Origin of the sequence: Streptomyces sulfonofaciens, from assembly GCF_014656295.1 — a bacterium.
Lineage (GTDB): Bacteria > Actinomycetota > Actinomycetes > Streptomycetales > Streptomycetaceae > Streptomyces > Streptomyces sulfonofaciens.
Window position 1 is genome coordinate 112,614 of the sequence record NZ_BNCD01000017.1, and the last position, 12,033, is coordinate 124,646.

A 12,033-nucleotide genomic window follows, 5' to 3' on the forward strand; every position below is an offset into this window, starting at 1 on the left:
TTCGCCGGGTAAAGGAACGGCCCGGCGCCTCGCCCCGCCATCCTTCGGTACCGGGCGCACGGCGTTGTGCCGGCCCGCACCGCCGTGCGGCGCGGCGCGCCGGTCCGCACCGCTCACCCGGAGTGCCGCGCCGTGTACCGGGCGCGCACCTCGGGACCGGCCGCAGGGCCCGCGGTGAGGACATGCGCGCCGGTGTCCACGCGCCGGCCCGTGACCCGGTCGACCAGCACGGGTTCCACCTCCCTGCCGGTCGCGGCGTCCACCAGGACCACGCTGCGCCGCTCGGGCGGCAGGCGGTCGTTGACCCATGCCGTCAGGGCAAGGAGCACGGGCCTGAGCGCGCGGCCGAGGTCCGTGAGCACATAGGCGTCGTGGCGGGGTCCGCTCTCGCTCGGAAGGTGGTCCATGAGGCCCGTCCTCACCAGGGTGGACAGCCTGTTGGCCAGCACATTCGGTGCTATTTTCAGATTGTCGCGGAACTCTTCGAAATGGGTGTTCCCATCAAGTGCGTCATGCAGTAACTCCAGCGTCCACCAGTCGCCGATGAGCCGCATGGCATACGCCAGCGGACCGTCCTCGTTGCGCGCCCCCACCGCTTTTTCCTCCGAATTCCGCGCCGGTCGCACCACCGGTGCACCTGACGCGTCGATGCCGACGAGTAGAAGGTTGAGCCGCAAATCTTTTACGTACACCATGGCGAGGACTCACCCGAAAGTGGCCGCTGATGTCGCCGTCCTGTCAGCATCGGCCCGGTTCAGGATCGATGCCGGAGCTGGGGGCGGGGCCGGGGGAGCCGGGGCTCGGGCCGGGCCGCACAGCGCTGCGGTGCCCGCCCGTCGGGCGGACACCATGACACCCCCGCCCCGGACATCCCCGTGACCCCAGCCGTCGCCGACCACGCCGCACGGCCCGGCCACCCGGGCGGTCCCACCCCCGGGCCCCGCCGGCCGGTGCCGCGGACCCGGTCGAGCGGCTGCTCTGCACCGGGGGCTCGGGCCCGGCTGCTCAAGCCCGGTCCCGGCGCTCCGCCCGGTGGTGCATCGCACGCCGGCCGCCCAGGAGGGCGAACGTCCACGTCGCGGCGAAGGCCCAGATCACTCCGGGGTTGGATGTGCTGATGCCGACCACCAGCAGGATCAGCGAGGCCAGCGCCGCCATGGCCATGAAGAACCCGCGGGCCGCTCCCGACGCCGCCCACGCGCTGTGCACCCGGAAGCTGATGCGCACGGCACGCAACCGTCGGTTCAGACGGTGGTCACGGTCGAGGGCCGCCTCCATCTCGTCAAGGATCCGCTGCTCGCGCTCGGGGAGCCGGCCTGTCGCCATGATCTCTACCTCCCACCGCTCGTCTCGGCTTCGCCACGAGTGCCCCGGCACTCGCGGAACTAACGGCGCACCGGACCGGCGCGCGGGCCCGCCCGCACCCCGGCGTCCCCCGACCGGACACACACCGAGCGGTGCACGCCGAGCGGTGCACGCCGAGCGGTGCACGCCGAGCGGTGCACGCCGAGCGGTGCACGCCGAGCGGTGCACGCCGCGGCCGCCGGCGCACGTGTGAACCGGACCCAAGGGTTCTTCCCGTACCACCCACCCCGGTCTGACATGCTTCCCGGCAGGCCGATACGGTCCGGGTGGTCACGGGGTCCGGTCGAGCAGATCGTTGGGGCGGCACAGGTGCGAATGACGTTTGACTGGCGCCGGCGGCGCCCGGTGGTGTTGCGTTCGAGGCGTGAGCGGATCGTCCGCGGCACCCTGCTCACCGGTGTGGTGGTGCTGGCACTCCTCGCGGTCCTGTCCATGGTCGGCACCAGCGCACCGAAGGACACGGCCGGCCGCACCGCCGCCACCGGCCCGCGGCACCCGCGCCTGCTGGTGCCGGCCGGTTACGACACCAGCAGGGGCTGGGACGTGTCCGGTGTCTCCGACGAGTACGTGGTGGCCGAGAACACCGGGAGCGTCGCCGTGCTGGAGGAGGCCGGCCAGGGCCGCTTCCAGGTGCGCGCGCTCGACGTCACCAGCGGGCGCACGCGCTGGACCGGGGATCCGGTGCGGCCGCTGTCCAGGTCCTGGGCCCGGCCCCGGCTGCTCACCGTCTCAGAGGGCAGCCGGGAGTACTTCGTCACCTGGTCCTACGGCGACATCGGCCAGTCGGTCCTGGGCGGCCCCAGGACCGTCGTCTCCCTCGACATCTACGACGCGGCCTACGGCACCCGGCAGCACGTCTACGTGCCCTGGCCGGAGGCCCCCGACGTGACGGCGGGCGGCCCCGGGATCCTCATCGGGCGCGGCAGCGACCACGCCGCCGTCGTCGACCCCGCCGACGGCAAGGTGTCGACCACCGCCGCGAAGGACCTCAAGTACCCGCGCGGCTGCGGCTCGTGCCACCGCGACACCGACATCCGCGGCCTCACCTCCCACGGGCTGATCGTGCGGGGCGCCAAGGAGTTCTGGGTGCGCGGCGGCTGGTACGGCCGCAGGACCGCTCCCAAGGGCACCGACCCGGCCTCCGGCGTGCCCGCCTCCGTCAGCACCGACCGGGTGCTCGTGAAATGGCGCAGGAAGCCCGGCGGCAAGAAGGCCGGCGACTTCGAGACGTGGGCCGTGCACGATGCCGCCACCGGCAAGGTCCTCGCCTCTGCCGACTGCCACCGCCCGGCCGTCGACCCCGGTAGGTACCCGGAGATGGTGTTCTCCTTCTCGGGCCGTTACGTGGTGGCCGGGGCGCTCGTCTTCGACCTCGCCGACCACAAGGGCTACTGCTTCGACAAGGAGTCGGACGGCACCACGCAGGGCGCCGTACCGGGGGAGCCGAGCCCGGACGTCCAGCCGGACGACCCCGCCGCCGACAAGGCCCCCCGCCCGCTGACCCTGATCGCCGTCACCGACCAGGGCACGGCCTACGGCACCACCGGCATGCACACCGCGGCCGACGCCCGCTCGGGGCTCGGCAAACCGCTGCGGGTCTCCCTGAGCACCGCCGTCCCTGAACTCCTCGTCCCCACCGTGCACCTGCCCGCCGCGGACCTCGGCGGGTACGGCCTGTTCCCCTACACCGACAGCAAGGGCGTCCAGCACCTGATCGGCTATCCGCGCAGGGGAACGGCCGACTGACCGGCCGGACAGGGGAGTTGGCCGGCACGCACCGCGACGCATTCGCTACGGTTGATCACCTGACGCGAGTGAGGGCGCGGACGGCGTCCGAGGGCCTCACAGGGGGAGGTGCGCGATGGTCGATCCGGTATCGATGGCGGCGCTCACGGCCATGGTCGGCGCGGTCGGCTCCGGCATGGCCAACGAAGCGGGCAAGCGCGCCTACGAACTGCTCGGCGGCCTCGCCGCCCGGATCGCGGGCCGCGAGGTACGCGCCCCCTGCGCGCCGGCCGACTGGGACGCACTCGCCCGGCTGCTGCACGAGGGGGCCGAGCGCGACCCGCGCCACGCCCGCAGCCTCGCCGGCATGCAGGCCCTGGTGGGCAGGGCACTGGAAAGGCCCCAGGCCCTCTCCTGCGCACCGCCCTTCCCCTCCGGCGTGCGCTCCTTCACGGACCGCCAGGAGGCCCTGCGGCAACTGAGCCGCGAGGCATTCCGCCCGGCCGACGGACGTCCGCGCAGGGTGCTCGTCCACGGCCCGGAGGGCATCGGCACCAGCGCCCTGGCCGTCCAGTGGTGCCGCGCGCAGAGCGAGCAGTACCCGCACGGGCGCCTCCATGTGGACCTGCGCGGCGACGGTCCCGGTGAGGGGCGCGACGCCGCGACCGCGCTGCGGCTCCTGCTGGGCGGCCTCGGCCTGCCGCCCGAGGACATCCCGCCCGCCCTCGAAGAACGCGCCGGCCTCTTCCGGCGGCTCACCGAGGACCGGCGCCTGTGCCTCGTCCTCGACCACGCCCAGTCCGCCGCCCAGGTCGCACCGCTCCTCAGCGGCGCCGCCGGCGTCTTCACGATCGTCACCGCGCACCGCCTGCTGCCCGGCGTCGACGCCGTGCCCGTCCCGGTCGGACCGCTCACCTCCCGCGACGCGACCCGGTTGCTGACGCAGGTGGCGGGGAAGGAGGCGGTGGCGGCGGCGCGGGCCGTGCTGCCGTCGGTCCTTCGCCGGTGCGCGGGCCGGCCGTACGCCCTCCTCGCCGCGGTGCCGGACCTGGCCGCACCCCCTCCGCCCGGCGAGACGGTCGGCCACCGTGCCCGGCGGGGCGGCGCCGCGCCGGAGGCGGACCCGGTCCACGCCGTCGCCGTACGCGCGTACGAACGGCTCGGCGAGGACGACGCCCGCTGCTACCGGCTGTGGGCCCTGCGGCCCTGGCCCGCACTGACACCGGCCGCCGCAGCGGCCATCGCCGAGGTCCCGGAAACCGCCGCCGCCGACCTGCTCGACCGGCTGGCGGAGCGGCGCCTGCTGGAGCGTGCGGGCTCCGGCTACCGCTACCGGGACGGCATCCGCCGCCACGCCGAGGCGCAGGCGGCCCGCCAGGACGGCCTGGCCGCCTGCGCCCGTACGGTGCACCGCGCGGTGGCGTACTACCTGGATTTCGCCGTGCACGCGGACCTGGCCGCACTGCCCGAGCGCTGGCACCTCGGCCCCCGCTACCGGCAGGCGACCGCCGACCGCTACCCGAGCCGGGGCGCCGCGCTCGCCGCCCTCAAGGCCGAACTCGCCAACCTCGTCCAGGCGGTGCGCGCGGCCGAGGAGTTCCAGGACTGGGCCTCGGTGAGCCAGCTCACCGAGGCCCTGTGGGCGGTGCAGTTGAAGGCGGGCCGGCACGACGAACTGCTGCCGGCACTGCGGATCGCGGCCCGGGCCGCCCACGAGCGCTTCCCCGGCACGCGCATGGCCGGCCGGATGCACACCCAACTGGCCTTCGCCCTCCTGGAGTTGCGGCAGTTCGAGGAGGCGGAGGCGCAGTTGCGCCGCGCCGCGGACGCGGTGCGGGGGGCCGGCCACACCCAGGGGGTGGCCACCGCCGTCGAGTCACTCGGCCTGCTCAGGCTCGCGCAGTGGCGCTGGCAGGACGCGCTGGACTGCTTCACCGAGGCTGCCGCCGTGCTCGACGGCATCGCGCCCGGTGGTGAGGGCTTCGACGACCTGCCCCGGGCGCGCGCCCTGCTGCACCGCCACCGGGGCCGGGCGCTGCGGGGGCTGGACCGGCTGCCGGAGGCCCTGGAGGAGTCGGCCACGGCGCTGGCCCACTTCCGGGCGAGCGGCGAGCGGTACAACGCGGCCCGCACCCTGACGGACCTCGCCGAGACCCGTCTGAGGGCCGCGGACCCGGACGGCGCACTGCCTCTGATCGATGAGGCGCTGGCGGCACTGGAGAGCGAGCAGGCCGACCACCACGTCAGCCACCTGCGGGCCCTGCGCGCCCAGTGCGCCGACGACGGCGGTGTCACCCGAGCGGGGTGACGGCCACCCGGTGCGTGCCGTGCCCGGTGTGCACGGCCATCCCCTCGCCGGACAGCTCCTCCAGGGACCTGCCGTCCGCGAGCCAGGCGTGCAGGGCGGAGGCGTAGACGGCGGGGTCGGCGCCGCGCGGGCCTGCGGTGAGGCGGACCAGCCTGCCCCGGCGGGTGCGCAGCGTGCAACTGTCCGGGGAGGTGACGTATGCGGCGAGGGCGCAGTAGCGGAAGCGTTCCAGGGCCTGGGCCGACCACTCCTCGGGCGGGCCGAGGCGGGGGTCGTCGGCCGCCGCGTACTGGAGGATGACATCGGCCTGGTCGGCCAGGGAGGCGTCCAGGGTGTCCTCGTGCACGGCCGTGTGCGCCCCGCCCTCCCCGGCGGGTTCGTAGGGCCCGGTGGCAAAGCGCGTCACCGCGATGCCGCCGGTGGCCGGCAGTCCGGTGAGGACGCGCAGGGGAGCGGTGCGGACGACGGGCTGGTACGGCGGCAGCGGCAGCGGGTCGAGCAGGGCGGGGGCGCCGGGCTCGGCACGGCCCATGAGGCGGTAGAAGGTGCGGCGCAGCAGCGCCGCCGAGCGGCCGGGCGCGGAGCTGGTGAGCCGTGCGGGGCCGGGCAGCGGACGGTGGTTCGCCAGCAGCGCTTCGAGCTGCGGCCGCAGTGGAGCGTACGGGTCGAGGCGCGGTGCCTGCCGTACGAACGCCGCCACGGGGGAGTCGGCGCCGAGGACCGTGAGCGGGCCCGCGCCGAGCAGGACGGGGGTGCCGAGCGCCGCGGCGTAGTAGCTGACGGATCCGAAGTCGCCGAGCACCGCGTCCGCGGCGATGAGTGCTTGGCGCCAGCCGCTCAGCGGGTCGATCAGGGTGAGGCCGGCCCGCTGGGCGCGGTCGAGCCAGGTGCGGATCTGGCCCGGGCCGTGGCCGTGCCAGATGTTGGGGTGCAGAACGGCGGCGAGGCGGTATTCGTCGGCGGGGAGTTCGGCGGTGAGCCGGGGGAGCAGCAGGGGCAGGATGTCGTCCGGGCCGCCGTCACCGAAGAGGGACTCCGGGTTCCAGGTGGAGTTGAGCAGCAGGAGCCGCTGGCCGCGGGTGACGCCCAGTGCCCTGCGGAAGCGCTCGCGGCGGGGCCTGGCGGCCAGGATGCGGTCGTAGCAAGGGTCTCCGGCGAGTACGGCGGTCGGGGCGGCCTCGGGGCAGGAGGCACGGAGCCTGGCCAGTTGCTCGGGGTGCGAGAGCACCAGCGCGTCCGCGATCGGCCTGCCCTCCGCGAGCACCCACTCGGGCGCCAGCCCGAACACGTCCGGCTGTCCGGGTGTCCGGGCGTCCGGGCGTCCGACTGTCCGGCGGGGCAGCCTCTTGTTGTAGCCAACCCCATGCGACAGTACGAGTAGTTTGCCGGGAATATCATGCAGTGCTCCACCAAAACTGGCGGAGATCGTCAGATCCGCCCCGAGGTGCAGCGCCTGGTCCCAGGGCAGCACCGGCACGCCCACCTCCGCCAGCAGCTCCGCCACCCCGCTCTGGAAGGGCGAGGACCCGGTGCACGTGGCCAGCAACTGCACCCCGAGGTCGTCCCGGAAGAGCGGCAGGACGTCGAGGAGCCTGGTGGCCGAGGTGACGTTGTGCACGACGAGCAGGACCGTGCGGCAGCGGCCGCGGGTGGTCCAGCGCCCGGCGTCCTCACCGACCGGCACCCGTATCCACCTGGACACCGCCTCCGCCACCGCGCCCCCTGGTCACTCGTCCGCCCGTGTCGGTCCGGCAACGATAACCAAGGCTGCGGGTGCCGCTGCGGAGTGCCCCGGACGCGGCAGCAGGAGCGTGCCGGGGGCGCTCAGGTGCGTACGGCGGTCAGGTGCGCGAGGCGGCCATGCCCAGGGTGACCAGGCCGAGGACGACCCAGCCGAACCACAACCAGCCGTTGCTTCCCATGGCCGCCGTGTAGGCGGTCACCACGACCAGGCCGCCGACCGTGACGACCCCCATCGCCTTCGTGGAACCGGGCATCGCGACACCCTCCTCACACCGGACGGGCCGGGCCCCGGCCCGGACCGCGCTCCAACGCGACCTGCGGACCCATCATCCTCCTGGCGCACGGTCCGCCACCAGCAGCCCGTCGGACACCGCACGGGGCGCCCGGCCGCGGCCCGCCCGGGAACCCGGAAGGCCCTCAGTGCCCGCGTGCGTTGAGGGCGGCGAGGTAGGCGTTGTACGCCTCTAGCTCCTTGTCGCCGTCCCGGTCGGCGGCCCGGTCCGTGCGGCGCGCCTGGCGCTGCTCCGAGCGGTACCACTGGAACAGCAGGGCCAGCAGCACCAGCACGGACGGCACCTCGCTGAACGCCCACGCGATACCGCCCGCCGCGGTCTGGTCGGAGAGCGCGTCGATGCCCAGCGAGGCGGACGGATGCCGGTAGACGCCGATCATCGGCGTCGACGCCATCATCAGCGCGATCCCGAAGAAGGCGTGGAAGGGCATCCCCGCGAACAGCTCCAGCATCCGCAGCACGTAGCCGGGCCGGTGCGGCCCGGGGTCGACGCCCATGATCGGCCAGAAGAAGACCAGGCCGACCAGCAGGAAGTGCACCATCATCACGATGTGCCCGCTCGCGGAACCCATCAGGGCGTCGAAGACCGGGGTGAAGTACAGCCCGTACAGACTCGCGATGAACAGCGGGATGGTGAAGGCGGGATGCGTCACGACCCGCATGAACCGGCTGTGCAGCAGCTTCAGCAGCAGCTCGCGGGGGCCGGTGCGGCCCCGGCCGGCGACGGGCAGGGCGCGCAGCATCAGTGTGATGGGCGCGCCGAGCAGCAGCAGGATCGGCGAGAGCATGCTGATGACCATGTGCTGCACCATGTGCACACTGAACATGACCATGCCGTAGTCGTTCAGCCCGGTGCACATCACCAGCAGCACGGTCAGCACGCCGACGGTGAAGGCCGCGGTGCGCCCCACCGGCCAGCGGTCCCCGCGGCGCACCAGCCGCAGCACGCCCCACCCGTACAGGGCGAGTGCCACCAGGCAGGCCACGAGGAAGAACGGGTCAGTGGACCAGGCGAGCCCGCGCCCCAGCGTGAACGGCGGAAGATCCATCGTCATGCCGTGCCCGCTGTGATCCATCGGCCGGCTCCTGTTTCTGGGAGGCACCTCCCGGGGACCATCGGGCACCGGGGAGTTTGTGTGCAGGTGTCCGCACCAGGGTAGAACCGCCCCCGACCGGGCCGGTGACCGGGGTGCGGCGCGCGCGGCCGGGCCCGGGCCGTCCCGCCGAACGGCCTAGCCGCTCACAGCACGCACTCGGCCTCGGCGTAGCGCTGGTCGGGCACGGTCTTCAGGTCCTCCACGGCATCCGCGAGCGGCACCATCCGGATGTCGGTGCCCTGCAGCGCGGTCAGGTGCCCGAACTCACCGCGGTGCACGGCCTCCACCGCGTGCCAGCCGAACCGGGTGGCGAGCACGCGGTCGTAGGCGGTGGGTGTGCCGCCGCGCTGCACATGGCCGAGGATCACCGGCCGCGCCTCCTTGCCGAGCCGCTCCTCCAGCTCCACCGAGAGCTGCCGTGCGATGCCCGCGAAGCGCTCGTGGCCGTACACGTCCCTGCCGCCCTCGTCGAACACCATGGAGCCCGCGCGCGGCTTCGCACCCTCGGCGGCCACCACGATCGCGAACTTCTTGCCCGCTTCGAAGCGGTCCCCAATCCGTACCGTCAACTCGTCGATGTCGAAGGGCCGCTCGGGCACCACGATGGCGTGCGCGCCCGCCGCCATGCCCGAGTGCAGGGCGATCCAGCCGGTGTGGCGGCCCATGACCTCGACGATCAGCACCCGCTGGTGCGACTCCGCGGTGGTCTTCAGCCGGTCGAGGGCCTCCGTCGCGACCCCCACGGCGGTGTCGAAGCCGAAGGTGACGTCGGTGCCCGCGATGTCGTTGTCGATGGTCTTGGGCACGCCGACGATCGGCAGGCCCGCGTCGGAGAGCATCCGGGCGGCCTTGAGGGTGCCCTCACCCCCGATCGGGATGATCGCGTCGAGACCGAGGTCGGCGACGTGCCCCTTGGCGCGCTGTACGCCGCCCCGAAGGTGTGCGGGCTGCACCCGGGAGGAGCCGAGAATGGTTCCGCCGCGGGCGAGGATGCCGCCGACCGCGTCCAGGTCCAGCTTGCGGTAGTCGCACTCGAGCAGCCCCTTCCAGCCGTCCTGGAAGCCGATGACCTCGTCGCTGTGGTCCACGACGGCGCGGTGCACGATCGAGCGGATCACGGCGTTCAGGCCGGGGCAGTCGCCGCCGGAGGTGAGGACACCAATACGCATAGCCCGGAATACCTTTGCAACGTGGGCCGGTGGCCGGACCACGTCGTCCGGCTGGATCACGGCCAGCCTACCGGCGCGGGGCGGCCCCGCCGAACCAGGCGTCCGCCTGCTGGACGGGGCCGCGCTCAGGTGTTCGGGAGGGGGCTCAGGCGGGCTGTTGGGCGGCTGCGATGCGCTCCGCGCGGAGGGCCTCGTACCACCTGTCGTCGGCCGGCGGGAGGGCGTTGACGTCGAGTGCCAGCTTCAGCAGCAGGTCCGCGATCCCGGGGTTCCTCGCGAGCACCGGACCGTGCATATACGTACCGAACACCGTGTCGTTATACGCGCCCTCGGTGCCGTCGCCCGTGCCGTTGCCGCGACCGAGGTGGACCCTGGCGAAGGGCCTGGCGGTCGGACCGAGGTGGGTGATGCCCTGGTGGTTCTCGAAGCCGGTGAGCTGCGGGAGGCGAAGCTGGGGGTCGATGTCGGCCAGCACGTCTCCGACGCACCGCTCGCCGTCGCCGCGCGTGGAGACCACGTCGAGCAGGCCGAGGCCCGGCTCGCGCTCTCCGAGGTCGTTGATGAACTCGTGGCCGAGGATCTGGTAGCCGGCGCACACCGAGAAGACGATGGCGCCGTTGCCGACCGCCCGGGACAGGCCGCCGTCGCGGCGCAGCCGCTCGGCCGCGAGCCGCTGCGGACGGTCCTCGCCGCCGCCGATCAGGTAGATGTCACCGGAGGTGGGCACCGCCTGGTCGCTGCGCACGTCGATACGGCTCACCGACAGCCGCCGCTGCCGGGCCCGGCGCTCCACGACCAGCGCATTGCCCTGGTCACCGTAGGTGCTCAGCAGGTCCGGGTAGACCCACACCACACGCAAGCTGCTCTCGCTCATGCTGATAAGGCGTCCTTCTGGGGAAGTTCTCGGGGCCCGCCGGGTGGGCGCGGGCCGGCGGGTCAGTTGCCGACGCGGCGGCGCAGGTCCTGGAACGCGGTGTAGTTCGCGATGACCTCGATCCGTCCCGGCGGCGCCGCCTGCACCGCCTCGTCCAGGTTCGCGCAGACCTGGAAGCTCTGGTCGGCGACCTCCAGACGCACGGCCAGGTCGAGCTTGCGGTCGCCGATCACGAAGATCGGGTGGCCGGTGAGCCGGGTGTAGTCGACGTCCCACAGCCACGAGGTGTCGGTGCCGTCCGCGCCGCGGGCGTTCACCGACAGGATGACCGGGGTCGGCGGCCGGTCGATCAGCGAGAAGGTCTCCAGCCAGCCGGCCGGGTTCTTCGCCAGCAGCAGCCGCAGGTCCCGCCCGAGGAACTGCACGACGTCGTACCGTCCGGCGACCGCCTGGACCTGGTACATACGCTCCAGGGCGACCTGCGGCGGCACCCCGAAGGCGGCGGCGACCGCAGCGGAGGTGGCGGCGTTGGCCTTGTTGGCGCGGCCGGGCAATTGGAGGTGGATCGGCCAGGCCGAGCCCTGCGGGTCGATCACGTGGTCGCCGGCGAGCACCCAGCTCGGGGCGGGGCGGCGGAAACCGCACTCGCCGCAGAACCAGTCGTCGCCGGGGCGCTGCATCACACCGCCGCACGACGGGCAGGACCAGGCGTCGTCCTTCCACATCTGGCCCGCGGCCACCCAGACGACGTTGGGCGAGGAGGACGCGGCCCAGACGACCAGCGGGTCGTCGGCGTTCGCGATCACGATCGCCTTGGCGCCGGCCAGGCCCTCGCGCCAGTGCTCGGCGAGCATCCGGGTCTCCGCGGCCCGGTCGAGCTGGTCGCGGGAGAGGTTCAGCAGCGCGATGGCCTTGGGCTCCACATCGCGGGCCACCCCGGCCAGGTACTTCTCGTCGACCTCTATCACGCCGAACCGGGCGTCGGAGCCGCCGGCGAGGGCGGAGGTGATGCCGGCAGGCATGTTGGCGCCGAGGGCGTTCGACACGACGGGGCCCGCCGCGCGCAGTGCCTCCGCGATCAGTCGGGTGGTGGTCGTCTTGCCGTTGGTGGCGGAGACCAGGACCACGTCCAGGTGCTGGGCGAGCCGGCCCAGCAGTTCGGGGTCGAGCTTGAGCGCTACCCGGCCGCCGATCACGGAACCGCTGCCACGGCCCGCTGCACGGGATACCGCCGCGGCGGCCCTGCCCGCCGTCACGGCCAGCTTGGCCCGCGGCGTCAGCGGGTCCGAGTTGCCTGCCATTGTTGAGGATCCTCCTTGGATACGGCGCCGTGCCGGCCCCGGGCGAGTGGGTATGGCCATCGCGTGGCCCTCAGCCTATCGAGATCCGGTCACAGGCCAGAACAACGGCACCATTACGGATCGGATTGACCGGGCACGGGAGGCCGCGCGCGAGTCGGA

Annotated in this window: 10 protein-coding genes; 2 read left to right on the forward strand and 8 right to left on the reverse strand. The window is 73.5% G+C overall.

The window, feature by feature from the left end; genetic code table 11:
* Window positions 1–113: 113 nt before the first annotated feature.
* Both IE313_RS25320 and IE313_RS25325 read right to left on the reverse strand, forming a co-directional pair.
* Window positions 114–593 (reverse strand): winged helix-turn-helix transcriptional regulator, encoded by a 480-nt coding sequence (locus IE313_RS25320; RefSeq protein ID WP_229924936.1) that lies wholly within the window; start codon window positions 591–593, stop codon window positions 114–116.
* 412 nt (window positions 594–1,005) lie between these two features.
* Window positions 1,006–1,326: a DUF3040 domain-containing protein gene (locus IE313_RS25325; RefSeq protein ID WP_189936059.1), complete on the reverse strand. Its 321-nt coding sequence runs from the start codon at window positions 1,324–1,326 to the stop codon at window positions 1,006–1,008.
* A gap of 354 nt (window positions 1,327–1,680) precedes the next feature.
* On the opposite strand from IE313_RS25325, the gene IE313_RS25330 reads away from it, so the two are divergent.
* Both IE313_RS25330 and IE313_RS25335 read left to right on the forward strand, forming a co-directional pair.
* Complete coding sequence (locus IE313_RS25330) at window positions 1,681–3,111, forward strand: hypothetical protein (RefSeq protein WP_189936061.1); 1,431 nt, start codon at window positions 1,681–1,683, stop codon at window positions 3,109–3,111.
* A 115-nt stretch (window positions 3,112–3,226) separates the two neighbouring features.
* Window positions 3,227–5,398, forward strand: coding sequence for a tetratricopeptide repeat protein (locus tag IE313_RS25335; protein ID WP_189936063.1), 2,172 nt, complete (start codon window positions 3,227–3,229; stop codon window positions 5,396–5,398).
* On the opposite strand, the gene IE313_RS25340 is transcribed toward IE313_RS25335, so the two are convergent.
* The 6 genes from IE313_RS25340 to IE313_RS25365 form a co-directional block, all read right to left on the reverse strand.
* Window positions 5,382–7,082 carry a hypothetical protein gene (locus IE313_RS25340; RefSeq protein WP_229924937.1) on the reverse strand — a complete coding sequence of 567 codons (1,701 nt, stop codon included), beginning with the start codon at window positions 7,080–7,082 and terminating at the stop codon, window positions 5,382–5,384. The two genes, IE313_RS25335 and IE313_RS25340, sit on opposite strands and share 17 nt — an antisense overlap.
* 157 nt (window positions 7,083–7,239) lie before the next feature.
* Complete coding sequence (locus IE313_RS25345) at window positions 7,240–7,395, reverse strand: hypothetical protein (RefSeq protein ID WP_189936067.1); 156 nt, start codon at window positions 7,393–7,395, stop codon at window positions 7,240–7,242.
* Window positions 7,396–7,558: 163 nt separating this feature from the next.
* Window positions 7,559–8,509 carry a cytochrome c oxidase assembly protein gene (locus IE313_RS25350; protein WP_189936069.1) on the reverse strand — a complete coding sequence of 317 codons (951 nt, stop codon included), beginning with the start codon at window positions 8,507–8,509 and terminating at the stop codon, window positions 7,559–7,561.
* 164 nt (window positions 8,510–8,673) lie between these two features.
* Entirely contained in the window at window positions 8,674–9,699 is a 1,026-nt protein-coding gene (locus IE313_RS25355; RefSeq protein WP_189936071.1) for a 6-phosphofructokinase, read from the reverse strand.
* A gap of 145 nt (window positions 9,700–9,844) precedes the next feature.
* On the reverse strand, window positions 9,845–10,573 hold the full coding sequence (locus IE313_RS25360) for a type 1 glutamine amidotransferase (protein ID WP_189936073.1): 729 nt from the start codon (window positions 10,571–10,573) through the stop codon (window positions 9,845–9,847).
* A 62-nt stretch (window positions 10,574–10,635) separates the two neighbouring features.
* On the reverse strand, window positions 10,636–11,874 hold the full coding sequence (locus IE313_RS25365) for a MurT ligase domain-containing protein (protein WP_189936075.1): 1,239 nt from the start codon (window positions 11,872–11,874) through the stop codon (window positions 10,636–10,638).
* Window positions 11,875–12,033 lie beyond the last annotated feature (159 nt).